The following is a 25,030-nucleotide window of genomic DNA, read 5'->3' on the forward strand; positions in this document are numbered from 1 at the left end:
TACTCCTTAAAAATTACTTAAATCAGGTCTAAGTTTTTCAGCACCCTTTAAATAAATGTGCCTAATATCTTTTTGTTTCTTATTTGTATTATATGTCAACATCATCCTTATACAAAGCTTTAACCCTTTTTCACAGTCTATTTCTTGACAAGTTAATAAAGGAACATCATTAAAACCCATCTCTCTTGCCGCAACAGGTGGAAATTCTGATTTTATGTCTGGAGTTGTTGTAAAAATTATATTAACTATACTTTCGATATCAACTGCATTAACTTCAATAACTTTTTTTAATAGTTCTTTTGTTGCATTTATTACATTATCTCTGGTGTCTTTTTCTATGGTTATGGCGCCACGTATTGATCTCTGCATATTACTTTTCCAATTTTTGCTTTAATAATCTTGGTAAAGGGAAATATATTTCTTCTTTAATACCTTCAAAATCTTCAATAAAAACATCTGTACCACAAATATCTGATATTTTGGAAACCACCTCTTTAACTAAATATTCTGGAGCAGAGGCACCTGCACTAACGCCACATGTTGCTTTATCTTTAAACCATTCAGCTTTGATAGCATTTACATCATCAATCAAATATGAATCAATTTTATTTAAGCTAGCTAATTCACACAACCTATTAGAGTTTGAACTATTTTTTGAACCCACTACAATCAACATATCAATATGATTAAGCATAGCTTTTATTGCAGTTTGCCTATTTTGAGTTGCATAACATATATCTTCTTTTTTAGGTCCTTGAATCTGAGGATATTTTTCTTGCAAAGCTTCTATAATACTTTTTGTTTCATCAACAGAAAGTGTTGTCTGTGTGGCATAATATAGGTTTTGAGGATTTTTAACATTTAATTTTTTAATATCCTCTTCATTTTCTACTAAATAAATTGCTCCAACTTTACTACGATATTGCCCCATAGTTCCCTGAACTTCAGGATGCCCTTTATGACCTATCAAAATGCATTCCGCATCATTATTACTAGCTAATCTAACGCCCCTATGAACTTTAGTAACTAAAGGGCAAGTTGCATCATACAAGACTAGATTCCTTTTAGCAGCTTCCTCCTCAACAGCTAGAGAAACCCCGTGCGCACTAAAAACACAAACAGCATCATTAGGAACTTCATCTATCTCTTTAACAAAAATGACGCCTTTTTGTTTCAATGAATCAACAACGACTCTATTATGAACAACTTCATGACGAACATATACAGGATGTTTCTCAACTTCTAGAACTTTTTCTACAGTTTCGACAGCCCTGCTGACTCCTGCACAAAACCCTCTAGGATTAGCCAATAAGATTTTCATCTAGATCCTCCTCTTTATTAGCTATCTCTAAAATTTTCGCTTCAAAAACTATTATTTGCCCAGATAGTGGATGATTAAAATCTACAGTAACATCATATTCATCTAACTCAGTTATAATACCAGGAAGCTTCGTGCCATCTTTTTGACTAAAAGAAACTATTAAACCTTCTTCTAATTCCATATTTGGAGGAAATCTTTTTTTAGGTACTGAATAAATACTTGCTGGATGCTTCTCTCCAAATGCTTCTTCTGGCATTAAGACAATTCTTTTTTTATCTCCAATATTACTATCCAGCAATTCTGATTCAACCTTATCAGTAAAACAGCCTTGACCCATCTGAAAAACGAATGCTTTACCATAACTTTCAGTATCTTCTGCTATGGAACCATCTTTTAGCCTAAACTTAAAATGCATTTTAACAAAACTGTCTTTAGAAACTCTCATCACAACTTAAAATAAAATAAAGATTTTGCCCTTAAAATATCATATTTATAAAATATAGTCACCTAATCAGGGCTCATAATATAATCTAAATAATATTTTAGATTGGTAACAAAAAAATTTATCCTTATTTTTTTTATAGTAGAATGTAACTAAATAATTTTTTAAAGTTTAAAAAAGAATTACTTTATGAAGATCATTAAAATAACCAAATTAAGGCTTGCTCTAGTTGTTCCATTTATACTATTTTTAACAAGTTGCGCCGATGATAAAAAAGATGAAAAGCTTAGTTTTCCAACACTAGAGGTTTGTTCACAACAACTTTTAAACTCAGACTCTTCTTTCATGTGTATAGATGATGAAACAAGAAATATTCAAGTAAATATAAAATTTGCATCATACAGCTTTGCTTTGAGAGACAACGCCAAAAAGACTTTAGATGAATTATATGCTTTTTTAAGACTTACAAAAGAACAACCATTTACGATAAAAGGTTATGCCTCTAAAACAGAATCTGCTCTACTTAAAGATAGCGATCATCTAATTACTAAACAAAACATAGAATTATCCCAAGCTAGGGCCAGTAGCGTAAAAACTTATCTAGTTCAGAAAGGTCTAAGCCCTGACAATATAAAAGTTGAGGTCATGGGATATCAAGATCCTGTTGTCACAAATGACACTCAAGCAAATCGTAGTGTTAATCAAAGAGTTGAAATAACCATAAAAAGCCAGCTAGTACAACAGCTAGATTATTTAAGAAAGCATTTTAAACATGTAAATATAGACCATTACAAAAGATTTTTCTCTAACGTTTATTTAATGGATAAACAGAGTTCTGAATATGTTGCTCAAATATATGATAGTAGAGAAAAAAGACAAGTTCTTACATCTCATTTTACTATTTTCGTAAATCAGCCATTCTATGCAGATGATGGTCAAATTTTCACTATTGCATCTAAACCCCAACCAATATCTGAATTCAATAATGACATGAAAGTCTTTAAATTAGGCGAAGCCAAATATAATTATGTTTACAAAAACATAACTGCTCTAACTATATTAAACACCAACCAAGAAGTTAAAATAGGCGACTATGCAATACCTACTAAAATGATAACTCCTGAACTCCCAGAACAGAGTTTCACAATGAATAAAAAAATTACTGCAAATGTAATGGAAGATGTCCAAAATACAACCACTCTATCTTCTAGTTTTAACAACATCATAATTAATAAAGGTAAGGCTGATGGTTTAGTTCCTGGTGCTGAAATGTTCTTATACATGCCTGAAACTAGAGCTGATGGATACCCTATTCCTCCAAAATACCTTGGATATGGATTCATATATAGACTTTCAGATCACTACTCGATTATTCTGATAATAAACTCTTTACAGGAGATAAGTGGCGAAGCTATGGCAACTACAAGAATCTAAAGCCATGGATAAACTAGCCGAATCCTGTGTTATTCTCTCGATAACTCCTTATTTTGGAAATAAAACTTTTGAACAAGCTATTATCAATAAAATTGACTTAACAGAAATAATTTCAAAACCCAACAATTTTACATCAATGCTTAAGTTACGGAAAGAAACTATAGACTTTCTAGAAAACAAAACGTATTTAAATTATTTAGTTAAAGTAGAAAAATGGTTAACAAACCCTATTAATAAAATAATCCATTTTTTTGACGATGATTATTACCCTGATAACTTAAAAGAAATTCATACATCCCCAATAGTACTATATTGCTCGGGAGATATCTCATTACTTAAAGAGGTTCAGATCTCAATTGTGGGATCTCGTGATAATACTATATATGGTGATAACTGCACCAAAAAGCTAGTATCAGAGCTAGTGAGTAATGGATTTACAATAACTAGTGGACTAGCATACGGTATTGATACATTAGCACATAAATATACATTAGAAAATAATGGGAAAACCATTGCAATTCTTGGAACTGGTATAGATGTGATATACCCAACTGCTAATAAAAAACTAGCAAATCAAATAGTTGCTTCAGGACTTATAGTTTCAGAATTTGCTTTTGGCACAACACCACAAAGATATAATTTTCCTCAAAGAAACAGAATAATAAGTGGGCTATCCTCAGGAGTACTAATAATTGAAGCAACAGAAAATAGTGGCTCTTTAATAACAGCTAAATATGCTCTAGAGCAAAACAAAGAAGTCTTCACCGTGCCTGGGAACATTTTTAGCAAAGCTAGTGTAGGCTGTAACAATCTTATTAAACAAGGTGCGATAACTGTAACCTGTATTGAGGATATTTTAAGTGAGCTAAATATTAATCCTCAAAATAGTAAAGAAATAATCAAATCAAACAATATTACTAATTTGTCTAAAAATGAGATTCTTATTTTAAATTCAATTTCTATAGAGTTAACTACCATAGATCAGATAATCAACTCGACAAGCTTTGAGTTTCAACAAGTAAATGAAATACTTTTTGACCTTGAAATGGAATCTTTAATAAAGTCTGTTCCTGGAGGATATATTAGAGTATTAGCTTTATAATCAACTGTATATCATTTCTACTATAAATCCATGAACAAAAATAATAAGCTTAAACCTCATTTGTTTCTTTACTACCAACGCCATTGATTATAATATTTTAAAGTAAAACTTTCTTAACTTCATTTTTTATGAATTTTATAGATAACTTCTTTAAGCTTTCACAAAATAACAGCTCTATAAAAAAAGAGTTTCTAGCAGGATTAGCATCGTTTTTAGCTATTTCATACATCATCATAGTTAATCCAAAAATACTCTCTGCTACTGGAATGCCAAGCAATGCTCTGGTCACAAGTACCATTTTAATATCTGCTATTGCTAGTATAGCTATGGGCTTCTATACAAAAAATCCCTTTGTGATAGCCCCTGGCATGGGAATGAATATATTTTTTTCATATACTGCAGTTAATGTATACCACTTACCATGGCAAACTGTTTTAGGTGCAACTTTTTGGTCAGGAATAATATTCAGTTTATTAGTGCTACTAAACATTAGAGCAAGAATTATGATAAACCTGCCAAAATCTATCAAAAGTTCTTTAGGTGCAGGCATAGGCTTATTCATTGCATATATAGGATTGTTAAATAGTGGCATCATAAATACTGACAATGGAATATTATCCTTTGCAACGCTAACTACTAAACATGGTTTATTTCTTATTTGCCTAATTAGCTTGCTTATACTTTTCATAAAAAAAATACCAGCCCCAATAATTTTGGTCATAATTATTGGATATATTATTTGCTATCCTCTCCAGCAAATATCTGGAGAAAAAATAATAACAATCCCAAATAGTTTTGTTTCGATGCCAGATTTTTCTTTAATTGGACAAATTGATTTTATAAATGGAATGAAATTTGCAATCTTGCCTACAATATTTACATTCTGCTTTTTAAGTTTATTTGATGGAACAGGTACAATAGCTAGCCTATATGGCAGCATGGGAAAACCTCACAATCATACAGATAAAGAGCTCAAAAAAACTTTTATCGTCGATGCTGCTGGAGCAACAATTTCAGGCTTTATTGGTACAAGCCCCTCAACAGTTGTAGTAGAATCTGGTGTAGGGATCGCTCAAGGAGGCAAAACTGGTCTTACCGCAGTTTTTGCAGGAATTTTATTTTTACCATTTTTATTTTTATCCCCTCTTATTAGCTCAATACCATTAGAAGTAATATCTCCAGCATTAGTACTTATTGGTATATTAATGATGCAACAAATTGTAGATATTGAATGGAAAGATTTCGTGCAAGCCACGCCTGCTTTTTTTACAATTTTATTAATGACATTATCATCATCGATCTCTAATGGTATTGCTTGCGGAATCTTGATATGGTTTATAATCTCATTATTTTGTAATAGAAAAGAACTAAACTTAACTGCAAACATAATAACCTTCTTTTGTTTAATAATGTTCTTACATGCTGTTAATTTATTTTAACTAGCTAATTCGTTTAAAATATTTACTAATAAGTTTTTCTCCCTCATAATGTCTATATAGCTTTGAAATTTATATATTTCAAGCTATGTATTAGAGTATATAAAATAAGGAGATCAAAATGACTTTCAAAAAAACATTAATGACTTTATTAGTAGCGGGAACATGTACTTTATTACTAGCGTCTTGTGGACCAAATAAAAAAGAACAAACTTTAGCAAACTTAGAGCAACAGCAAAATGATCTTAATCAAAAAGCTAAAGATGAAAAACTAGAGTCCGATAACTTAAAAACAGATGCAAGCAATCTTGACAAGCAAGTAAAAGAAGATAGTTCTAAGTCTCAATATGAAAAAGATCATGCAAATGTACTAGATGCAGAAGCTGAACAAAATCTTTCAAAAGCAGCCAGTCTAGATTCAGAAATAGCTAAAGCTAAAGCTGAAGTAAACGCTTAATTCTATTCTTAGCTCCAACGAGCTTCATATTCTTTCTTATTCCAACCAGTTCTAACGTAATTACCATCTACAACTAATGGTCTTTTGAACAATAAGGCGTCAGTAACTAACAACTTGAAAGCCTCTTCTTCAGATAGGCTAGTAAACTTTTCTTTTAATCCCATTTTCGTAAAAAGCTTACCGTTAGAATTAAATAAATCTATAGTTTCAAAACCAGCTTTATCCTTGATCTCTTTCATTTCTTGCCAAGTTGGCCTATTTTCTCTTAGGTTTATATAATCCACTTTTTTTCCTTTTTCTTGAAAAAATTTGAGGGCATTTCTCACACTTGTACAATTATTAATTCCAAATACTTTTATCATTTCACTTCTCCTATTTATGAACTAAAAAAGAAACCTTTAATACCATCAAAAACCATTTCTGTAGCAATAGCCACTAACACAAGCCCCATAATCTTAGAAAGCACATCCATCAGATTCTCTCCTAAGAAAGAAGATATTTTAGGTAAAAATGTAAAGAACATCCATAATATGAATACCAGCACAAATATACAGAAGGTCGCTACTAACTTTGCCTCAGGGGATAAAAAATACTTATGAGATTCTGATATAACAGTAGCTATTGTCCCTGGTCCAGCAATTAAGGGAATTGCCAGCGGGACTATAGCTAACTCCTTAGCAGTTTTCTTATTATTCTCAGAACCATTATTAGATGATATAACACCAACAATTCTTAAGCCAAAAAATAGAACTATTATTCCACCTCCCGCTCTAAATGCACTTTCATTAATCCCAAATGCATTAAGTATTGGACTTCCTAACCATACCATTATAGAGAGAACAATAAAAACAGCAAATACCATACTAATAACAATCTTTGCTCTTTCTTTATTATCAGACTTCTTCACAGTATCTAAATATATACCTGCGCAAGAAAATGGATTAATTATAGCCAGTAACGTTACTAAAAACTTCAATACTATCGTGATTTGCACACCTAATATAATCATAATAAATACTTGTTTATAAACTTAAGCCCTTAATCTTATCTATCTAGGAAAAGAATGTAAACCGTAGAGAGTTTCTAATCATTCAAAATATACTTGATCTGCTTTATACGCTTCTAGAATAATATCTAATTCTGATTTTGTTAATTTATGAGAAAGCTTTGGTAAGCTATCTAAATCAAAAAAATCTACTTTATTCACTTCAAAATTAGGATCATTTTTTCCACCAGTTATTTCCGCAAGAAAAACAATACTATAAACATTATAGATTTCACTTTGTGTATATTTATTTCGATCCATCAATGCTAGTAGCTTAGTTACCCTTATATCAAATCCTGTTTCTTCTTTTACTTCTTTTATAGATGCTTCAACTGGCGATGTATCTATATCACACCACCCACCAGGAAGGGTCCACTCATTTGGAGTATCTATATCTTCAGCCATTAATATTTTATTATCTTTTATTATAAGCACCCTTACACCTGGCTGAGGGGTTGGGTAATATGTGTCTTTATATATATTATATGGCTGAACTTCTGACTTAATATACTCATGTAACATTTTGCTACTTAATTCCAACAACTCATGGTAATTATCTAAAGCATATGGGCACTGAGAATATGTCACACCAGTATGAGAAATCGCCTGAACTTTTTTTATAAATTCAAATATTTTATCTTTATGCATCATACTTTCTTATTTAAATAAGATAATACCTAAATAGATTATATAAAATTTCACAACTTAAAGTATAGAATTGCTACCATGCCATAAAAAGAGTCTAGCTTTTTTAGAAAAAATCAGGTTGAAACTACTACTTAAACTATAAGATCTTAAATCCTATTCTTTAGATGACACTTTATTTTCAGATGAGTTTTTAGAAGACTCATCCATATCATTTTTTTGTTTCATAGTTTTCATTACAACTACAGAAACTATAGCGACTACAGATACTGCTAAAACCACAAAAAATATCTGCATAAAAGAAAATACTAATTCTTGCATAATTTACACCTTTTTTATTTTAGCTATTCTAGCCTTCCATTCTTTAGGGCCTTGCTGATGTGCTGACACTCCTAAAGAATCAACAGCAACAGTTACTGGCATATCTTCAACCTCAAACTCATAAATTGCTTCCATCCCAAGATCTTCAAAAGCAACCACTTTAGCTTTCTTGATAGACTTAGAAATTAGATATGCTGCACCACCAACACCCATAAAGTATACTGCTTTATTTTTCCTAATAGAGTCGATAGTAGCCTGACCACGTTCAGATTTACCAATCATTCCCATTATGCCAACATTCTCTAACATAAATGGTGTGAACTTATCCATACGAGTCGCCGTAGTTGGACCAGCAGGACCTACAACCTCATCACCTACAGGATCTACAGGGCCAACATAGTAAATAAACTTATTTCTTAAATCTACTGGAAACTTCTCACCAGCATCATACATATCTTTTAAACGCTTATGGGCAGCATCACGACCTGTTAAAATCTTACCGCTTAACAAAATATTATCACCAGATCTTAAAGCTTGGATTTCTTCTTTAGTTACCGTATCAAGGTTTATTTTCTTAACATCATCATTTTGACCTTGTTCAATCACTGGCCAATCTTCTAGTTTAGGAGCAGGTAAATCTACTGCACCAGAACCATCAAGTACAAAGTGCACATGACGCGTAGCAGCACAGTTAGGAATAAGTGCTACAGGCTTACACGCTGCATGAGTTGGATACTCATTAATTTTTACATCAAGAACAGTTGTCAAACCACCAAGTCCTTGAGCTCCAATTCCTAAAGCATTCACTCGATTATAAATATCTAAACGAAGCTGTTCTGTCTCATTTTGTGGACCATTTTTGATAATATCCTGCATATTTATCTCTTCACCAAGAGATTCTTTGGCGAGCAACATCGCTTTTTCAGCCGTACCACCAATACCAATACCGATAATGCCTGGAGGACACCAACCAGCACCCATTTGTGGCAACATTTCTTCTACCCAATCGATTATGCTATCACTAGGGTTCAATACCTTAAATTTTGACTTAAACTCAGATCCACCACCTTTTGCAGCAATATCTATCTCAATTTTATCGCCATGGACAAGGTCAATATGCACAATTGCCGGCGTATTATCTTTAGTATTTTTTCTTGCCCCATGTGGAGGAAAAACCATAGATGCTCTTAAAGGATTATGCTCGTCTGCATACCCCTTTTTCACACCCTCATTTACAAGCTCTGTTATAGTTCTATCAGTTTTATCAAGCTTAGCATCCATACCAACCTTAACAAAAGCACAAACCATACCAGTATCTTGACAAATTGGTCTTTTACCAATAGCAGACATTCTTGAATTAATAAGAATTTGAGCTATCGCATCTTTAGCAGGCTTTGACTCCTCACGTTGATATGCTTCATACATTGCATCTACAAAATCTTTTGGATGATAATAAGAAATATATTGAAGCGCATCAGCAACACTATTTATTAAGTCTTCTGTCTTGATAACTGCCATTTAGTAGCCCTTTATTTGAAAAAATTAAAATCTCACTAAATAAATATTATAGCAGCAATAAAGCAAATTTTAAGCTAATAGATTCTCAATACTCAAAGCGAGCATGTCTATTTCTTATCCTTAAAATAAGATCTAGATAAATTAACAATGTTATACCCTATTACAAAAATTAATAGCCACTGAAGCTGCTCTATCGATAATGCCGTAATAATATGAAAACCAATAAAAACACCTATTATACCAAATACACCTACTATTAAGACTTTCCTTAATGGAATTGTATTATTTATAGCAAAAACAAATGTTGTTATAGGCTGTTGTACCGCACCTGCAGTTGTCATAATAGGAAATGCAACAAATGGAGACATCCCTAATAACAGAAGTATAACCTGAACTAATGCAAAAAAACCTTACACCAAAACAAACCAAAAAGCCTGCGAAAATCATGCCAACAAAGCCCAATACAAGCTTATATCCAGTTAATTTCATTAAAGTTCCTCCTATAGGAAGAATATTAAGCAACTTACCTATAAGCAAAAACATCATAATAACAAAAGCGAATATCATTATTAGCCTAATAGCTGCTGTACTTATTTTAGAAGCAAAAATTCCACCGATAAATCCTCCTATAGTTGCCCCTAAAACTAAAACAACTAATGTAAGAACATCAACATGTAATACCTCTAAAAAGAAGACTGCCTCTATAGCTCCTGGCATTACTTGAGCCCCACTCAAAAACCCAGGAATCTCAGCATCTTTAACTAACTTTAAAGTCTTACCTAGAGCTATATTTATAGCAAAACTTCCAACTCCAATAGTATCTGCAACAAATGCAGCAACACCTGTAAAAGCTAGCATTACACTCTGCTTAAACGTTGGCTTTGGATATTGGTCTTGCCCAGTCAAAAGCTTGTATATCATATATGTCATACAAACAACAGAAAGTAGAATAACTAAAAAAAATAATAAAGAAGTATATCAAAGATGTTTAATTAAAAAGTTTCTAAATCCAAGATAATAATATTTCTTAAAAGATGAAACAATTAAATATACAGCAATCAAATAATATTTATAACCCCAATATAAACAAAACTACTCAAACAGAAAAATATAAAAGCTATTATTATCGCATTTAAAACTCTATCTTTCCGGCTTTGTAACATTCCTTTTTTATAGCTAAATCTATAAAGCATTCTTGCCAATATCAAAGTTACCAATAAAGCTACTATTATAGCTATTAAACTTGCCAATATCATAATTTATCTAAACATCCACATAATCTACTCTACGATCAAACCATCTATTTATAATTTTAGGAACAACCTCTGGATACTCTTTCTTAAGAGAATCTGTAGCTTCTAAAATTGTCTCATAGTTTTCATAATATTCATTTATATCAAAGGTTCTGAAAGTTGACACACCAGACTGTTCTTTACCTAAAATATCGCCAGCACCACGGATTTTTAAGTCCTGTTCAGCTAGATAGAATCCATCTTGAGATTCTCTTATTAACGATAAGCGTCTTTTCCCTACCTCACTAATCTTATCACTATATAAAAGCACACAATAACTTTCTTTTGAGCCTCTACCAACCCTACCTCTTAACTGATGTAGCTGTGATAATCCAAGTCTCTCAGCATTATCTATAATCATAATAGTCGCATTAGGAACATCAACCCCAACCTCTATAACTGTTGTCGCTACTAAAATACTATATTTACCGGCCTTAAAATCATCCATAACTTCAATTTTTTCTTTTGATTTCATAGAGCCATAAACAAGCCCTACAGCTTCAACCTCTAAGTAAGAACATAATTCTTGATACAAACTCTTAACATCCTGTAATGAATCAAGACTTTCTGATTCTTCAACTAACGGGCACACCCAATATATCTGCTCTCCTTTAGATATAGCTTTTTTTAGCTTATCGATAAGAATCTGTTTTTTACTCCTATTCAAAATAGTCGTAACTATTTTTTTCCTTGAGGGTGGTAGTTCATCTAATATTGATAATTGTAAATTTCCATATAATGTCATCGCCAATGTTCTTGGTATTGGTGTTGCTGATATTATTAATTGATGTGGCGCAACCTTTTCTCCTGTTTTTGCTTTTTTTACTAAAGCCAATCTTTGCTCAACTCCAAACCTATGTTGCTCATCAACTATAACTAGTCCAAGATTTTTATATATCACCCTATCTTGAAAGATTGCGTGCGTCCCCACAATTACACAAGCATCTGTCATAGCTATTTTTCTTAGGTTTTCTTTTATTTGCTTAGCTGTTAACTTACCCAATAAAGGTATAACTTCTATATTAAAAGCAGCTAAATAACTACTCAAAAAAGCATAGTGCTGTTCTGCTAATATTTCTGTTGGCGCCATTATTGCAGCTTGATATCCTGACTTAGCAGCAACATATAATGCCAAAGTTGCCACTATAGTCTTACCAGCACCAACATCTCCTTGTAGAAGCCTTATCATTGTTTTTGGCTCTTTTATATCTGAAAGAATCTCCTCCATCGCCTTTTGTTGAGCTTTAGTCAAAGTATAAGGTAACTTAGAAAAAAAATTTTCTTGCAAGCTTTTACTAACTTCTAGTAATGGCGATATTGTTTCATTAAAATCTTTTCTTATATTTTCTTCTGCCAATTTATAAGCCAACATCTCCTCAAACTTAATAGAATACCTCGCCTTGGGCAATAAGCTCTTATCAAAAGTATTTGTTAAGACATGTATATAGCTTAAAGCCTCAGAAAAGTTCATTAATGAATATTGCTCAACAAAATTATTTGGTAATAAATCAAAAACTTGATTTTTAGAAACCATTTCAGAAATTATTTGCACAATCAATTTATTTGATATTTTAGTTAAACCATAAATTGGAGATACTTTTTTTTCTAATGTACATTTACCATCTTTTATTATTGCCCACTCTGGATGAATCATTTGAACACCATTAGAAAAAGAAATTTTTCCATAGCATCTTATAGACTCTGCATTCTCTAACATTCTAACTTGATTAGGATAAAATTTAAAAAGAATAATTTGACAGTACCCTGTACCATCATTAACAACGAAACTTAACAGTTTTTTACCGAACTTTTTAACATTTAAGTTAGTAATACTACCTTCTATAAGAGCTTTTTGATCACTGATAAGACTTTCTATGGCTGTAACATTAGTAGTATCTTTATAGTCTTTTGGAAAAATAGTTAACAAATCATTCGGCTTATTTAAGCCATATTTATTAAATATCTTAAGAGTCTTTTCTCCAATTCCCGTAAAATCCAAAAAGTTCACAATCATAAAAACAAACAAAATGTACTAAAAAAAATTTTAACATTTAAATATAAAAATTCATAAGTAAGTTAGTTACGCGGATCAATATGTGCTAAATTATAGCTTAAGAAAAATTATACTTTCAAGACTATGAAATTTTACAAAATCTCTATATCCGCTATATTTTGTGCTTTTACACTAAGTGCTTGTGGGCAATCAGGTGACTTATATTTACCTGACAACCCCAATATAACAAGCGGCAGCTTTTCAAATAATAGCTTATCTAGTCCTGCTATGGCTGCTAACTCAACAGCTAACAGCTATAATGCTTCTAGTTCGCAAAATACTTCTACTAACATATATGACTATCAAACCTTAGATACCAATCCTAATTCAAACAACATACCAAATAGCCAAACATCTAATAATACAAAAGCTAAAACAGCAACTACCAACCCTAAACAAAATAATCAAAATACTAGCTTAAATTCGAATAACACCTTAAGTAATCAAGCTCCTAATTCTAATCCAATGAATCAAGGATCTAGTTCTAACTCCAGCTCTAGCTCTAGCTCTAGCTCTAGCTCTAGCTCAGATTCAAATAATACTCCAAATAATCAGGCATCCAATAATGCAACAGTTAATTCAACAAACAACCAAGCTTCTGTTAAAGGCAGTTCGGAAGATGAAATTACCAATGCTAAAGAAAATAATACATCTAATGATAGTGCTGAATATGACAGCCTAGACCCTAGTAAACCAAATCAGTCACAATTACAAACAACTTCAGAACTAATAGATACTGAGTCTGGATTTCAATTTAATAACAAAAATATTAATAATTCTTCACAAGCTGGTGGTAACCCCATGGGTTAAAAAAAATAGTAAAATCAGTTTACATTTCGTAATAAAAATAATAGAATTTTTGAGATATATATTTTATAAACTTCTATTTTTTGCCCAAAGGAGGGTACTATAATGTCTAAATTCTGTATAGTAACAGGTAAAAGACCTGTAACAGGAAACAATGTTTCTCACGCTCAAAATAAAACAAAAAGAAGATTTTTACCAAATCTTCATACCCACCGCTTCTGGGTTGAAAATGAGAACAGGTATGTGAAGCTTAAAGTTAGCTCTAAAGGCATGAGAATAATTGATAAAAAAGGTATTGAAAGTGTACTTTCTGACTTAAGAGCAGCAGGACACTCAATCTAATTTAAAACCATACATTAGGAATTATAAAATGAGAGAAAAAATCAGATTAGTTTCTTCAGCTAAAACAGGTCATTTTTATACTACAACAAAAAATAAAAAAAATATGCCGAACAAAATGGAAATTAAAAAATTTGATCCAGTTGTTCGTCAACATGTTGTTTATAAAGAAGCTAAAATAAAATAGTTATTTTAAAGGGATTTCTTTATGAGGCAAGCCTTTCACTTCAAAGGTGGCAATTATACAATTAGTGCCATAAATATAAACACTACTGAATTAAAGCAAGTAGAATCTTTGCTTAACTCAAAAATAAGCCAATCGAAGTCCTTTTTCCACAACACTCCTTTTGCTATTGATATAAGAGATATAGATACTTTACCAGAAACAACTATTAAATTTCTTGAGAAAATAATTAGCCTCTTTAAAACAAGCGGGATGATTCCAGTAGGTTTTGTTACTAACAATCAAGATCTTAAGGTGAAACTAGCTAAAGCTGGCTATAATATTCTAAAAAGCAATAAAACAAAAGATGATTTAGCAGCACCGGAGAAACCAAAAGGTGGTGTTAAAATAATAACTTCTCCTGTTCGCACAGGTCAATCCATAGAATCAAGAGATGGCGATGTTGTTGTAACTGCGAATGTAAATAATGGTGCAGAAATCATTGCAGATGGTAACATAGTTGTATATGGTAGAATTGGCGGACGAGTTATTGCTGGAAGCTCTGGTGATAAAGATGCGAAAATAATATGCAAAGATTTAAAGGCAGAACTTGTATCTATTGCAGGAAAATATGTGACCTTAAACAATGAAAGTATCCCTGTTGGAGATCAATATAAAGAAGGTTATGTTGTTTACTTAAAAGATGACAAAATCCATATCGAAGGTTTTTAATTTATAAAAGAGGCTTTAAAATAAATGAGTGAAAAAAAACAAGGTAAAGTATTCGTTGTTACATCTGGAAAAGGTGGCGTAGGAAAAACAACTTCTAGTGCGGCGATTGCTTATGCGTTTGCTAAAAGAAATTTAAAAACTGTTGTAATAGACTTCGATGTTGGATTAAGAAACCTAGACTTAATCATGGGCTGCGAAAGAAGAGTAGTTTATGACTTAGTGAATGTTGTAAAAGAAGAAGCAACTATTAACCAAGCTATAATAAAAGATAAAAGAATAGAAAATCTTTTTATAATCCCTGCCTCTCAAACAAGAGATAAAGATGCTTTAACAGAAGAAGGCGTTGATAGAGTTATTGCAGAGTTAAAGGAAAACTTCGATATTGTTATATGTGACTCACCAGCTGGTATAGAAAAAGGCTCTTTAATGGCTATGAGATGTGCTGATGCTGCTATCATAGTTACAAACCCTGAGGTATCTTCAGTTAGAGACTCTGATAGAATATTAGGCATGCTTTCAAGCAAAACTTTAAAAGCTCAGAAAGAGGGAGAGTTCAAAGAAGTTCACCTTCTACTTAATAGATATGATGCAGCAAGAGCAAAAGCTGGAGCTATGCTTAAAGCTGAAGATGTTAGTGAAATATTATACACTCCTATAGTGGGTATAATCCCAGAATCTAGAGACATATTAGAAGCATCTAACAGTGGGCACCCTATAACTCACTCTATAGAAAGCATAGCTGCAAAAGCATATTTTGATGCTGTAGATAGAATATTGGGGCAAGATATCCCTATGAGACACACAGAACAAAAAACAAGTTTCTTCAAAAAGCTAATAGGTAAGTCATGATAGCAAAAATTTTTGGAATAAATCTAAATAAAAACAAAAAACAAAAAAGCGCTTCTTTAGCTAAAGAAAGGCTACAAATTATTGTTGCTCACCAAAGAAATGAGCTTGGACCCAAATCATCAAGAATTAGTAGTCATTTATTAGCTGAATTAAAAGATGAAATTATTGAAGTAGTAAAAAAATATATTGCCTTATCTGAAGAAAACATTAGAGATATTGATATCAAAGTTGAAGATAACAATAAAAACTCTACAATAGAAGTCAATATTCCTTTTAATTAATTTCTAAATGTCTGAAAATATTGAATTTAAAGACGTTTCATTTTATAGAGGCGAAAGATGCATATATGATAATGTGTCATTCATCATTCAAAAAGGTAAAATAACTAGTATCCTAGGTCCGTCTGGTGCTGGCAAAACAACCTTACTCCAACTAATAGCTGGATTAATAAAACCAAAGAATGGTAGCATTAATTATAGAAATCATGCTTTAACTTATAAAACTAAAGAAAAAGAGTTAAAAAATATAAGAAAACAAATGGGGTTTCTTTTTCAGTCTGGCGCACTATTTACTCATCTTAATATTTATGACAATATAGCCTTTCCTTTAAGAAAGAATACCTCTCTTGATGAAAATCTCATAAAAAATATAGTTCTAATGAAATTAGAAGCTGTTGGTCTATTAGATACAGCGGAAATGATGCCAAATGAGCTTTCTGGAGGAATGGCTAGAAGAGCTGCTTTAGCAAGATCAATAGCGATGGATCCTAAAATAATGTTATATGATGAACCATTTACTGGACAAGACCCAGCGTCATTCAATACATTATTGAAATTGATAAAAACTCTAAACCAGTCTTTAAATATAACATCCATAATCGTATCACATGATATAGAAGAGGCTTTAGATATTTCAGACAATGTAATCATAGTTGCTAATAAAAAGATTTTAGCTTGTGATAGTGTAGAAAATATCAAAAATAGTAATGATATTGCAATACAATCATTTTTGAAGGGCGAGTACAAAGAAAGTAAACAACCAAATAATGAAACTTTTAGCTCTATAAAAAATAAATTACTGGAGATATAAATGATCTATCTTTTACAAAAAATCTACAGTATTTTTTTTAGTGCTTTATATAAAGTTAACTCTGCAATCATTCTATTCTTTCAAATAGTTTTTGGGAAAGTTCATTTAAGAGACACCATATTACAAATAAAAAAGATTGGAATTAATTCAAGTATTATAATCGTAACTTCAGGAATTTTTATTGGTCTAGTTTTAAGCTTACAAGGCTATTACACCCTTTCAAAATTCGGCGCTCATTCATTATTAGGGGTAATGGTCGCCCTTAGTGTATTAAGAGAGCTTGGTCCTGTTGTAACAGCAATGCTTTTTGCAGGAAGAGCGTGTAGCTCAATAACATCAGAAATAGGTTTAATGAAAGCTACTGACCAAATAGATAGCTTAAAAGTTATGAATGTAAATCCAATAAATTTTATTCTTTCTACTAGGTTTTGGGCATGTATAGTTAGCGTTCCTATACTTACGCTTTTTTTCTGTTCAGTCTCAATTTTAGCAGGATATATTCTAAGTTCTAGTATACTAGGAATTGGGTACGGAGAATTTTGGAGCAACATTCAGGCATCTGTTAGCCTCAGCGATATTACTAATGGTATGATTAAAAGTATAGTTTTTTCTATAATAATTTCATGGATAGCCTTATATCAAGGCTACTATAGTATACCCAACTCAAATGGGATAGCTGCAGCAACTACTAGAACTGTTGTTTATTGTTGCATGAGCATACTTGGTGCAGATCTTATTCTTACATCTATAATGTTTGGAGGAGTTTAAATAGTGAGAAATAAATATTTTGAAATATCTGTTGGTTTATTCATAATAATTGGAGTAATATGCTTACTTTTCTTAACATTTAAAGTAAGTGGAACTAAAGTATCCAGTTTCAATAATAATTCTTACTCTATAACTGCAGAATTCAAGAATGTTGGCTCATTAAGAACTAATGCTGCAGTCAAAATATCTGGAGTTGAAGTAGGCAAAGTAACAAATATATCCTTAGCTAAATCATATAATGGATTTATTGCTGATGTGACTATTTCAATAAATAATAAAGAAAAAATCCCTTCAAACTATTCAGCATCTATAGCTATGTCAGGAATCCTCGGTGATAATTATATAGCTTTGAGTCCGCCTAAAGAAGACATATTGGCTATAGCTGGCATTGAGGCAAATGAAGATACTGATAAATACCTACATAATGGTAGTATAATACCTCTAGAGAACACAGAATCTGCACTTGATCTAGGTTCTTTAATAAATACTTTTGTAGCTTCAAAGGATGAAGATAAAAAATAGCTCTTAAAAAAACTAAAAAACTATATTAAACTTCTTTTAATAAATTATACTTTATAGGAGATAAGCTGTGCTTCGTAAATTAAATACCTTAATATTTTTATTGTTAACTTTTTTTTATGCGTTTGCTGATGAAACCAATGCCGGAAATCCAGTAGATTTACTTAATAAAACAGTAGTTAGTACACAAGATGAGTTAATAGAAAATTCTGCAGAATACCAAAAAGACCCATATAAATTACTCGAACTTATTAAACAAAATATTGTTCCTATAGTAGCTGCTGATGTTGTTGCACAAATTGTTGTAGGTAACGATAAATGGAATAAAGCAACTCCAGAAGAGAAAAAAGAGTTTATTGATTTAACTACTGAGATGCTTACATTCACTTATGCTAAGAATGTGGCATATGCTGGTAGATATAAAGTAACTTTATATCCATTTACTAGCGATGAATGGAAAATTAAAGCAGTTGCCATTGTTAATGGAAAAATAACAAACACTAATAATGGACAAAGTTCAGAACTCGCAATAAAACTATTCAAAAAAGATAATCAATGGAAAATATATGACATCAATGTAGCTGGTGTTAGTATCCTAGAAACTTATAAGCCTCAATTCAAATCATACAATAACGTAGCGGAAATGAATGAAGCTGTTAAAAAAACTATTCAGAAAATAAAAGAAAAATCATATCCTGAACTATTAAAAGATAAAAATGCTGAAGTATGATAAATATTATCAATGATGTATGGCATATTGAAACAAATTTGACCTTAGATACAGTTGCCCTAATTAATAAGAAATATAAAAAAGCCCTACTTCGATTAAAAAAAGATTGGACTATTGATTTTGAGAAAAGTAAAGATATTGATTGTTCGGGTTTATCATTAATAATCGAATATATTAAATACGCAAAAAACCATAATATAAATCTGAGATTAGAAAAATTAAATTCTAAAGCCTTATCATTAGCAGAGGTTCATGGAATTGATGATATTATTAAGGAATTTATAAATTAAAAGGAACTTTTATGACAAAAGAACAACTTAAATCAATAATTGAAGATGCTTTTACAAACTGCAAAGCAAATGTAGAAAGTGATGACAATGTACATTTTAATGCAACTATTATTGCTGATGAATTTAATGAAATTAAAAATAGAGTTAAAAGACAACAGTTAGTTTATTCAAAAATAAATCAACATATATTGTCTGGTGAAGTCCATGCTATTTCTATGAAAGTTTTAGGAAATAATGAAATATAAGAAAATCAATTAAAGATTTACAAAGATGATATTTATAATATTAATAAATCATTAAATAACTGTATATCACTAACTATCATCAAAATACCATATATCTTACTTTTTTCTCCTATAAATAGCCATCACTATATTTAGTTGCTCTAAGGCTTTTATAGGTAGCTTTTATACCTCGCCTAAGATCTTCACACTCTTTTAAATCATCTTTATTTTGTAAATTTAATTTATTAGTTAAACCTGTTATTTCAAAAGAGTAAGTATCAAACCAAATCCCACATTTTTGTAAGATCTCCATATTATTTTGAGCATTAGGTTTTAATGCAAAGTTCAATTTTTCTGTAAAATCTTGCCCTGCATTTCCTTGTACTTGACTAGCTTTTTTCCCGATTTCTTCTCCGATTGAGAAATATTCATTTTCTCCATGTCGTTTCAAAATAAAAAAACCTAAAATTAGAACTAGGAGTCCTATTACATATATAATTGAATTATATTTATTTTTCATTAAACCACCTATGTTAATTAGAGCTTGTATATAGGTTTAAATTTGTTCCAATCCCACTTGCCTAAATATGAACAAGAGGTACATTTTAAAAACTTGAAAAGTACTTACATTTGTCTTTATATGATATATTAGTAATGATTTGAGCTTCTAATCTTTTATTTAAACTTTATTAGTTAGTAGGATCATTAATAATTCTTTCAGCATTCTCCAACTCTTTTGGAGTTTGATCTTGATTCTCTAGAGCAGGTTTTTTACCTTCCAAATCATCTATACTGACAACACTACTATCATTAGCATAAGCTTCACTAAATGCTTCATCTACTTTCGTAGCTTTATTTACACTATCAAGCTTACTCTTAAGCATATAAGTCGGCTCTTGCTTAACTGCTGAAGGACTACCACTAGATGCTGATAATGTATCTAAAGAGCCTCCATCAAGTCCTAACACACCCAGAACAGCTGCATCTGTCTCTATTGTTGAGTCATCTTTTTCTAACTCTTGCTTAAGTACTTTTGACATACCATAATCATAATTCTGAATATAAGCATTTCTCATTGCAATATATGGATCAACAGAAACTTCTTGTAAGTTATCGTATGCTGGTAAATAAGAAACTCCTTGGTTTGTATAGTATGCAGCTGTAGTACCATATGAAATAGCATATGCTGCTACACCGACGCCTGGGATTAAGAAAGAATAAGTAAGAGGATTAAATAAAGCATCTACACCTGTAGCAGCATCTTCAAGGACTCCTGGACCAAGTAAAGGCCACACAATATAAGGAGACTTATTATTACTGCCACCCTCATTATCATACCATCCCCACTTATGTAAAGTTACAGCGAAGCTTTGATGATATCTCATTTCTTTACCATACCAATCATCAGCAACATCTATAAATCCAGCTAATCCTATTGTAGTATTAGTCAAAAATCTAATTGAATCATCGCCAGCGTAGCTAAATTCTCCTTGGAATAAGTCATTAACAATTCTTGCAGGCTCTCTAAGGTTATTAAAAAAATTGAAAATCCCTGTTTGAAAAGCATCTGGCACAACCGCATCATAGCCTTTAGCTAAAGGTCTCAATACAGAATAAGCTTTATCATTAAAATCATACATTGCTCTATTATAATTTTCATATGGATCTCTATTATCGGATGTCGTTGAACAACCAACTAACGACAAACCAAAAAAACCTAAGATAAAAGCTGACTTCTTATTGACCTTCATTTATTTCCCTTTGAATACTTAATATAGACTTAATTTTTCGCGCAACTCTGATATTATAACAATAAAAGAATTAATTTCTAGATAAAATTTTGATGAATATTAATACTAAAGAAGTCGAAAAATTCTCACAACTCTCTCAAGAATGGTGGAACCTAGAAGGACCTCTAAAAACTCTACATCAAGTAAATCCTCTGAGATTAGAATTTATAGAAAAATTCTGCTCTTTAACAAATAAAAATATATTAGATATTGGTTGTGGTGGTGGAATACTAGCAGAAGCTCTAGCTAGAAAAGATGCAAAAGTCTCAGCGCTCGATGCCTCTTCTAAGGCTATAGAAGTGGCTAAAGAACACTCTCAGTTAACAGGCTTAAAAATTAACTATTACAATAACACTATAGAGGAATTTACAAATATTAATAAAAATGATTCTTTTGATATTGTTACATGCATGGAGATGCTAGAGCATGTTCCCAATCCAGAAAGCATTATTATAGAAGCTGCAAAATTAGTAAAAAAAGATGGATATCTATTTGTATCAACTTTAAATAGAAATTTAAAATCCTATCTATTATCTATAATTACTGCCGAACATATATTAAAAATGGTTCCCAAAGGCACACACGAATATAGTAAATTCATAAAGCCTTATGAACTAACTAAGATAGCTGAAGCCAATGATCTTAAGCCAGTCGAAATAATTGGAATACATTATAATCCATTAAAGAAAGATTTTTATCTTGGAAAAAATGTTGACGTAAACTATATAATCGCTTTTAAGAAAATCTAAAAATTATGAAATATAATTATTTTGACTATAAAAATGATAAACTCCCAACGTATGGCTTAGTAGCCTATTTTGCCTACCGTAAGCTGAGTGATGATAAAAAACAAATACTATATGCTCTTGATCAAATAAAATCTCAAATAATTTCATGTACCGAACTATATGACAATATAGAAGTAGCTAAAGAAAAAATGAATTGGTGGATTAAAGAAATGAATTCAATTAAAAATAATAAAACTGTATCATCCCCACAATTAAAGCTATTACTAAATCATTTTGATAAAGATCTTCTTTACAAAAATATTATTAATGATATTACTCACTCAATAGAAAACAGTAGTCAGACAGAAAGAGACTTTAGTAACCATATAAAAGTAAATTTCATAGGAATTGAAACTCTAAAAGCCTTATACCTTAATAATTTTAAAGAGGTAGACAAAACAATCATCGAACAAATAAACAAAAATAATGAGATTATAAGACATATTTTTTGCATGCCTAAACATTACTATAACCAAATAATTTTTGATAAAAAAATATTACCCAATATGTCACAAAATGACTTTAATAATATATGTAAAGCTTGGCTAGAAGAGTATAAAAAGATAAAAGCCAATAATGCCCTTAAACCACTACGCATTATGAATAAAATACATTACAAAATGATGATCAAATATTTAAAGAAAGTAAAATCTCCTTTCAAAGAAACTTTAGTTTTTAGCCCCCTAACTTTATTATTCTACTCAATATAGGAAACTATCATGATAAAAAAGTCTTCTTAACTTTTTTGTTTATCGGGGTAGCTTTTATTAGTTATGCAAATAATAGCTATCTCCCAAATAATGATTATATCCCCAAGAATAAAACTGATGAAAATAATCCTTAAACACTCAGAGCACAACAAGTAAATCATCAAATCCATACTCCTTTCAAGCACAGGCAAATAATATTCGAGATGCCTCTTAGCCGGTATCGGTACAACATTCACTTTTTAGCTACAGAAGTTCTATCTCTACCATTTAAATCTTTTATCACTCTAATATCTAGGAAACCAGCATTAGCAAATAATTTATAGATGACTTCAGACTGAGTATAGCCATGTTCAATATATAGTTTACCATGACTATTTTTCAGAAAATCCTGAGCTTTAGATATAATTAATTCTATATCTGCTAAACCGCCATCATTTGCAAAAAGTGCTGAATGCGGTTCATACTTTTTGACTTCATCATCAATTTCAGAATCTTCTATATCTATATATGGAGGATTTGAAACTATAATATCAAATTTATATTTTGCTAAATTTTCATACCAATCACTTTCAATAAACTTAATATTATCTACACTATTTTGCTTAGCATTTATTTCCGATTGTTTTAATGCTTCTTTTGAAAAATCAACTGCTACTACGTTACTATTTGGGTATTCTGCTGCTAAAGCTATTGCTATTGCACCACTTCCCGTACCCAAATCTAAAATATCTAAAGCTTCGTCCTTATTAAGATAATCATTCAATACTGCTTCAATCAAAGTCTCAGTATCAGCCCTTGGTATTAAGGTATGTTGATTAACAAAGATCTTTTGTTTCCAAAAATATTTATAGCCTAAAATATAAGCCAATGGCTCACCTTGCTCATATCTGGCAACTTTTTCTTCTATTTCTTCTACTTGGTTGTCTGTTAAAGCTTTATCCCCATATAAATAGAGATATGCTCGATCGACATTTAAGACATTACATATAATGCTCTGAATATCTGTTCTAACAGTTATATCATTAGATTTTAAATTAGATAATTTTTCTTTTAGAATAAATAAAATACTTTTATTACTCATCTGACATTGCAGCTAATAAATCTGCTTGATACTCTAATACTAGTGGCTGGACAACACTATCTAAATAACCTTCCATAACTTCATCTAACTTATAAAGTGTAAGGTTAATTCTATGATCTGTAACTCTACCTTGAGGATAGTTATAAGTTCTTATCCTTTCAGATCTATCCCCACTACCTACAAGATTTCTTCTAGTATCAGATTGCTCTTTTTGTTGCTTATCTATCTCTGCCTGTAATAATTTTGACTTTAACATAGACATAGCTGCTGCTCTATTTTTATGTTGAGATCTTTGATCTTGACACTCAACTACTACACCTGTCGGAATATGTGTAATACGAATAGCTGAGTCAGTTTTGTTGACATGCTGTCCCCCGGCTCCAGATGCTCTAAATGTATCCACTTTCAGATCAGCAGGATTTATATCAATACCCTCAACCTCATCAACCTCTGGCATCACAGCGACTGTACATGCTGATGTATGTATTCTTCCTTGCGATTCTGTAGCTGGAACACGTTGTACCCTATGGGCTCCAGACTCAAACTTAAGTTGCGAATAAACACCTTCACCATTTATTTTTGTGATGATCTCCTTATATCCACCATGCTCACCTTCACTAGCTGAAACAACCTCCATTTTCCAACCTCTTTGTTCAGCGTATTTACCATACATTCTAAACAAATCTCCAGAAAAAATTGAAGCCTCATCTCCACCAGTTCCTGCACGTATTTCTAAAAACACGTTTGCATCATCGTTAGGGTCTCTAGGTAAAAGAAGTATTTGAAGCTCTGACTCTAATCTTTCTATAGATTCATTAGCCTGCTTTAACTCTTCCTTAGCCATCTCTCTCATTTCAGGATCGCTTTCACCTAACATCTCATAAGCAGTTTCTTTATCACCTAACGCTTGCTTATATTGATTAAAAGCTTTAACTATAGGCTCTAAGTTAGAGTATTCTTTTGATAATTCTCTAAATTTATTTTGATTAGAAATAACGCTAGCTTCTCCCAATAAAGCACTAACTTCTTCGTGCCTTTCAACTAGACCTTGTAATTTTGCTTTTATAGAATCTTTCATTCTAGTT

At 31.3% G+C, this 25,030-nt stretch carries 32 protein-coding genes; 18 read left to right on the top strand and 14 right to left on the bottom strand.

All coding sequences use genetic code 11. The features are described 5' to 3' along the window. Positions 1-6: 6 nt before the first annotated feature. Genes aroH through fkpB form a run of 3 tightly spaced genes read right to left on the bottom strand, consistent with a single transcriptional unit; the run spans position 7 to position 1,766 of the window. Positions 7-369, bottom strand: a complete 363-nt coding sequence (gene aroH / locus KX01_RS00490) for a chorismate mutase (protein WP_071663131.1) — start codon at positions 367-369, stop codon at positions 7-9. 1 nt (position 370) lies between these two features. Further along, positions 371-1,321, bottom strand: coding sequence for a 4-hydroxy-3-methylbut-2-enyl diphosphate reductase (ispH, locus tag KX01_RS00495; protein WP_071663132.1), 951 nt, complete (start codon positions 1,319-1,321; stop codon positions 371-373). Continuing rightward, on the bottom strand, positions 1,302-1,766 hold the full coding sequence (gene fkpB, locus KX01_RS00500) for an FKBP-type peptidyl-prolyl cis-trans isomerase (RefSeq protein ID WP_071663133.1): 465 nt from the start codon (positions 1,764-1,766) through the stop codon (positions 1,302-1,304). The genes ispH and fkpB overlap by 20 nt, the downstream gene beginning before the upstream one ends. Before the next feature lie 186 nt (positions 1,767-1,952). Between fkpB and KX01_RS00505 the strand changes: the two genes are divergently transcribed. From KX01_RS00505 to KX01_RS00520, 4 genes are all read left to right on the top strand, one after another. Beyond that, a complete protein-coding gene (locus tag KX01_RS00505; RefSeq protein WP_071663134.1) occupies positions 1,953-3,197 on the top strand; it encodes an OmpA family protein in 1,245 nt (414 codons plus the stop codon). Beyond that, entirely contained in the window at positions 3,166-4,299 is a 1,134-nt protein-coding gene (gene dprA, locus KX01_RS00510) for a DNA-processing protein DprA (protein ID WP_232223336.1), read from the top strand. Before KX01_RS00505 ends, dprA begins: the two co-directional genes overlap by 32 nt. Before the next feature lie 128 nt (positions 4,300-4,427). Next, positions 4,428-5,738 carry an NCS2 family permease gene (locus KX01_RS00515; RefSeq protein ID WP_071663136.1) on the top strand — a complete coding sequence of 437 codons (1,311 nt, stop codon included), beginning with the start codon at positions 4,428-4,430 and terminating at the stop codon, positions 5,736-5,738. Positions 5,739-5,856: 118 nt separating this feature from the next. Beyond that, entirely contained in the window at positions 5,857-6,192 is a 336-nt protein-coding gene (locus tag KX01_RS00520; RefSeq protein WP_071663137.1) for a hypothetical protein, read from the top strand. A gap of 8 nt (positions 6,193-6,200) precedes the next feature. Here the strand turns inward: KX01_RS00520 and KX01_RS00525 are convergent, their stop codons facing one another. The 7 genes from KX01_RS00525 to recG form a co-directional block, all read right to left on the bottom strand. Beyond that, positions 6,201-6,554, bottom strand: coding sequence for an arsenate reductase family protein (locus KX01_RS00525; protein ID WP_071663138.1), 354 nt, complete (start codon positions 6,552-6,554; stop codon positions 6,201-6,203). A gap of 14 nt (positions 6,555-6,568) precedes the next feature. Then, complete coding sequence (locus KX01_RS00530; RefSeq protein WP_232223337.1) at positions 6,569-7,201, bottom strand: MarC family protein; 633 nt, start codon at positions 7,199-7,201, stop codon at positions 6,569-6,571. A gap of 78 nt (positions 7,202-7,279) precedes the next feature. Beyond that, positions 7,280-7,885 (bottom strand): NUDIX hydrolase N-terminal domain-containing protein, encoded by a 606-nt coding sequence (locus KX01_RS00535; protein WP_071663139.1) that lies wholly within the window; start codon positions 7,883-7,885, stop codon positions 7,280-7,282. 153 nt (positions 7,886-8,038) lie between these two features. Then, a complete protein-coding gene (locus KX01_RS09335) occupies positions 8,039-8,203 on the bottom strand; it encodes a hypothetical protein (protein WP_156860348.1) in 165 nt (54 codons plus the stop codon). Positions 8,204-8,206: 3 nt separating this feature from the next. After that, the gene (locus tag KX01_RS00540) at positions 8,207-9,721 is read right to left on the bottom strand and encodes a fumarate hydratase (protein ID WP_071663140.1); all 1,515 of its coding nucleotides are present in this window, start codon (positions 9,719-9,721) and stop codon (positions 8,207-8,209) included. 282 nt (positions 9,722-10,003) lie between these two features. Beyond that, entirely contained in the window at positions 10,004-10,651 is a 648-nt protein-coding gene (locus KX01_RS00545; protein WP_156860349.1) for a hypothetical protein, read from the bottom strand. 333 nt (positions 10,652-10,984) lie between these two features. Continuing rightward, complete coding sequence (gene recG, locus KX01_RS00555; RefSeq protein ID WP_071664710.1) at positions 10,985-13,021, bottom strand: ATP-dependent DNA helicase RecG; 2,037 nt, start codon at positions 13,019-13,021, stop codon at positions 10,985-10,987. A gap of 129 nt (positions 13,022-13,150) precedes the next feature. Here recG and lptM point away from each other — a divergent pair, with 129 nt between their 5' ends. From lptM to KX01_RS00615, 12 genes are all read left to right on the top strand, one after another. Then, positions 13,151-13,876: an LPS translocon maturation chaperone LptM gene (gene lptM, locus KX01_RS00560; RefSeq protein WP_071663142.1), complete on the top strand. Its 726-nt coding sequence runs from the start codon at positions 13,151-13,153 to the stop codon at positions 13,874-13,876. 102 nt (positions 13,877-13,978) lie between these two features. Then, entirely contained in the window at positions 13,979-14,215 is a 237-nt protein-coding gene (gene rpmB, locus KX01_RS00565; RefSeq protein ID WP_071663143.1) for a 50S ribosomal protein L28, read from the top strand. A 28-nt stretch (positions 14,216-14,243) separates the two neighbouring features. Next, positions 14,244-14,399 carry a 50S ribosomal protein L33 gene (gene rpmG, locus KX01_RS00570; RefSeq protein WP_071663144.1) on the top strand — a complete coding sequence of 52 codons (156 nt, stop codon included), beginning with the start codon at positions 14,244-14,246 and terminating at the stop codon, positions 14,397-14,399. Positions 14,400-14,420: 21 nt separating this feature from the next. Further along, on the top strand, positions 14,421-15,107 hold the full coding sequence (minC, locus tag KX01_RS00575) for a septum site-determining protein MinC (RefSeq protein ID WP_071663145.1): 687 nt from the start codon (positions 14,421-14,423) through the stop codon (positions 15,105-15,107). A 24-nt stretch (positions 15,108-15,131) separates the two neighbouring features. Continuing rightward, positions 15,132-15,956, top strand: a complete 825-nt coding sequence (minD, locus tag KX01_RS00580; RefSeq protein ID WP_071663146.1) for a septum site-determining protein MinD — start codon at positions 15,132-15,134, stop codon at positions 15,954-15,956. Then, a complete protein-coding gene (gene minE, locus KX01_RS00585; protein ID WP_071663147.1) occupies positions 15,953-16,237 on the top strand; it encodes a cell division topological specificity factor MinE in 285 nt (94 codons plus the stop codon). Before minD ends, minE begins: the two co-directional genes overlap by 4 nt. Before the next feature lie 7 nt (positions 16,238-16,244). Further along, positions 16,245-17,045: an ABC transporter ATP-binding protein gene (locus tag KX01_RS00590; protein WP_071663148.1), complete on the top strand. Its 801-nt coding sequence runs from the start codon at positions 16,245-16,247 to the stop codon at positions 17,043-17,045. Then, positions 17,046-17,813 carry an MlaE family lipid ABC transporter permease subunit gene (locus tag KX01_RS00595; protein ID WP_071663149.1) on the top strand — a complete coding sequence of 256 codons (768 nt, stop codon included), beginning with the start codon at positions 17,046-17,048 and terminating at the stop codon, positions 17,811-17,813. Positions 17,814-17,816: 3 nt separating this feature from the next. After that, positions 17,817-18,335, top strand: coding sequence for an outer membrane lipid asymmetry maintenance protein MlaD (mlaD, locus tag KX01_RS00600; RefSeq protein WP_071663150.1), 519 nt, complete (start codon positions 17,817-17,819; stop codon positions 18,333-18,335). Positions 18,336-18,402: 67 nt separating this feature from the next. Continuing rightward, a complete protein-coding gene (locus KX01_RS00605) occupies positions 18,403-19,062 on the top strand; it encodes an MlaC/ttg2D family ABC transporter substrate-binding protein (protein WP_071663151.1) in 660 nt (219 codons plus the stop codon). Continuing rightward, on the top strand, positions 19,059-19,352 hold the full coding sequence (locus KX01_RS00610; RefSeq protein ID WP_071663152.1) for an STAS domain-containing protein: 294 nt from the start codon (positions 19,059-19,061) through the stop codon (positions 19,350-19,352). The genes KX01_RS00605 and KX01_RS00610 overlap by 4 nt, the downstream gene beginning before the upstream one ends. An 11-nt stretch (positions 19,353-19,363) precedes the next feature. Then, positions 19,364-19,597 (top strand): BolA/IbaG family iron-sulfur metabolism protein, encoded by a 234-nt coding sequence (locus KX01_RS00615; protein WP_071663153.1) that lies wholly within the window; start codon positions 19,364-19,366, stop codon positions 19,595-19,597. 109 nt (positions 19,598-19,706) lie between these two features. On the opposite strand, the gene KX01_RS00620 is transcribed toward KX01_RS00615, so the two are convergent. Together KX01_RS00620 and KX01_RS00625 are read right to left on the bottom strand one after the other, a co-directional pair. Further along, positions 19,707-20,096: a hypothetical protein gene (locus tag KX01_RS00620; RefSeq protein WP_071663154.1), complete on the bottom strand. Its 390-nt coding sequence runs from the start codon at positions 20,094-20,096 to the stop codon at positions 19,707-19,709. 169 nt (positions 20,097-20,265) lie between these two features. Then, positions 20,266-21,327, bottom strand: a complete 1,062-nt coding sequence (locus KX01_RS00625) for an MlaA family lipoprotein (protein ID WP_071663155.1) — start codon at positions 21,325-21,327, stop codon at positions 20,266-20,268. A gap of 89 nt (positions 21,328-21,416) precedes the next feature. On the opposite strand from KX01_RS00625, the gene ubiG reads away from it, so the two are divergent. Further along, positions 21,417-22,115 (top strand): bifunctional 2-polyprenyl-6-hydroxyphenol methylase/3-demethylubiquinol 3-O-methyltransferase UbiG, encoded by a 699-nt coding sequence (gene ubiG, locus KX01_RS00630; protein WP_071663156.1) that lies wholly within the window; start codon positions 21,417-21,419, stop codon positions 22,113-22,115. Between the two features lie 5 nt (positions 22,116-22,120). Then, positions 22,121-22,864: a hypothetical protein gene (locus KX01_RS00635; protein ID WP_071663157.1), complete on the top strand. Its 744-nt coding sequence runs from the start codon at positions 22,121-22,123 to the stop codon at positions 22,862-22,864. 232 nt (positions 22,865-23,096) lie between these two features. On the opposite strand, the gene prmC is transcribed toward KX01_RS00635, so the two are convergent. Both prmC and prfA read right to left on the bottom strand, forming a co-directional pair. Then, positions 23,097-23,945 (bottom strand): peptide chain release factor N(5)-glutamine methyltransferase, encoded by an 849-nt coding sequence (gene prmC / locus KX01_RS00640; RefSeq protein ID WP_071663158.1) that lies wholly within the window; start codon positions 23,943-23,945, stop codon positions 23,097-23,099. After that, positions 23,938-25,023, bottom strand: coding sequence for a peptide chain release factor 1 (gene prfA / locus KX01_RS00645; protein WP_071663159.1), 1,086 nt, complete (start codon positions 25,021-25,023; stop codon positions 23,938-23,940). Before prfA ends, prmC begins: the two co-directional genes overlap by 8 nt. Positions 25,024-25,030 lie beyond the last annotated feature (7 nt).

The sequence above is a fragment of the Francisella frigiditurris genome, assembly GCF_001880225.1.
In the GTDB taxonomy this organism is placed as follows: domain Bacteria; phylum Pseudomonadota; class Gammaproteobacteria; order Francisellales; family Francisellaceae; genus Francisella; species Francisella frigiditurris.

What these genes read in the sequence shown, in the direction of transcription:
- aroH (WP_071663131.1), bottom strand. Translation starts at nt 369, where the DNA reads ATGCAGAGATCAATACGTGGCGCCATAACCATAGAAAAAGACACCAGA.
- ispH (WP_071663132.1), bottom strand. Translation starts at nt 1,321, where the DNA reads ATGAAAATCTTATTGGCTAATCCTAGAGGGTTTTGTGCAGGAGTCAGC.
- fkpB (WP_071663133.1), bottom strand. Translation starts at nt 1,766, where the DNA reads ATGAGAGTTTCTAAAGACAGTTTTGTTAAAATGCATTTTAAGTTTAGG.
- KX01_RS00505 (WP_071663134.1), top strand. Translation starts at nt 1,953, where the DNA reads ATGAAGATCATTAAAATAACCAAATTAAGGCTTGCTCTAGTTGTTCCA.
- KX01_RS00515 (WP_071663136.1), top strand. Translation starts at nt 4,428, where the DNA reads ATGAATTTTATAGATAACTTCTTTAAGCTTTCACAAAATAACAGCTCT.
- KX01_RS00520 (WP_071663137.1), top strand. Translation starts at nt 5,857, where the DNA reads ATGACTTTCAAAAAAACATTAATGACTTTATTAGTAGCGGGAACATGT.
- KX01_RS00525 (WP_071663138.1), bottom strand. Translation starts at nt 6,554, where the DNA reads ATGATAAAAGTATTTGGAATTAATAATTGTACAAGTGTGAGAAATGCC.
- KX01_RS00530 (WP_232223337.1), bottom strand. Translation starts at nt 7,201, where the DNA reads ATGATTATATTAGGTGTGCAAATCACGATAGTATTGAAGTTTTTAGTA.
- KX01_RS00535 (WP_071663139.1), bottom strand. Translation starts at nt 7,885, where the DNA reads ATGCATAAAGATAAAATATTTGAATTTATAAAAAAAGTTCAGGCGATT.
- KX01_RS09335 (WP_156860348.1), bottom strand. Translation starts at nt 8,203, where the DNA reads ATGCAAGAATTAGTATTTTCTTTTATGCAGATATTTTTTGTGGTTTTA.
- KX01_RS00540 (WP_071663140.1), bottom strand. Translation starts at nt 9,721, where the DNA reads ATGGCAGTTATCAAGACAGAAGACTTAATAAATAGTGTTGCTGATGCG.
- KX01_RS00545 (WP_156860349.1), bottom strand. Translation starts at nt 10,651, where the DNA reads ATGACATATATGATATACAAGCTTTTGACTGGGCAAGACCAATATCCA.
- lptM (WP_071663142.1), top strand. Translation starts at nt 13,151, where the DNA reads ATGAAATTTTACAAAATCTCTATATCCGCTATATTTTGTGCTTTTACA.
- rpmB (WP_071663143.1), top strand. Translation starts at nt 13,979, where the DNA reads ATGTCTAAATTCTGTATAGTAACAGGTAAAAGACCTGTAACAGGAAAC.
- rpmG (WP_071663144.1), top strand. Translation starts at nt 14,244, where the DNA reads ATGAGAGAAAAAATCAGATTAGTTTCTTCAGCTAAAACAGGTCATTTT.
- minC (WP_071663145.1), top strand. Translation starts at nt 14,421, where the DNA reads ATGAGGCAAGCCTTTCACTTCAAAGGTGGCAATTATACAATTAGTGCC.
- minD (WP_071663146.1), top strand. Translation starts at nt 15,132, where the DNA reads ATGAGTGAAAAAAAACAAGGTAAAGTATTCGTTGTTACATCTGGAAAA.
- minE (WP_071663147.1), top strand. Translation starts at nt 15,953, where the DNA reads ATGATAGCAAAAATTTTTGGAATAAATCTAAATAAAAACAAAAAACAA.
- KX01_RS00590 (WP_071663148.1), top strand. Translation starts at nt 16,245, where the DNA reads ATGTCTGAAAATATTGAATTTAAAGACGTTTCATTTTATAGAGGCGAA.
- KX01_RS00595 (WP_071663149.1), top strand. Translation starts at nt 17,046, where the DNA reads ATGATCTATCTTTTACAAAAAATCTACAGTATTTTTTTTAGTGCTTTA.
- KX01_RS00610 (WP_071663152.1), top strand. Translation starts at nt 19,059, where the DNA reads ATGATAAATATTATCAATGATGTATGGCATATTGAAACAAATTTGACC.
- KX01_RS00615 (WP_071663153.1), top strand. Translation starts at nt 19,364, where the DNA reads ATGACAAAAGAACAACTTAAATCAATAATTGAAGATGCTTTTACAAAC.
- KX01_RS00620 (WP_071663154.1), bottom strand. Translation starts at nt 20,096, where the DNA reads ATGAAAAATAAATATAATTCAATTATATATGTAATAGGACTCCTAGTT.
- KX01_RS00625 (WP_071663155.1), bottom strand. Translation starts at nt 21,327, where the DNA reads ATGAAGGTCAATAAGAAGTCAGCTTTTATCTTAGGTTTTTTTGGTTTG.
- KX01_RS00635 (WP_071663157.1), top strand. Translation starts at nt 22,121, where the DNA reads ATGAAATATAATTATTTTGACTATAAAAATGATAAACTCCCAACGTAT.
- prmC (WP_071663158.1), bottom strand. Translation starts at nt 23,945, where the DNA reads ATGAGTAATAAAAGTATTTTATTTATTCTAAAAGAAAAATTATCTAAT.
- prfA (WP_071663159.1), bottom strand. Translation starts at nt 25,023, where the DNA reads ATGAAAGATTCTATAAAAGCAAAATTACAAGGTCTAGTTGAAAGGCAC.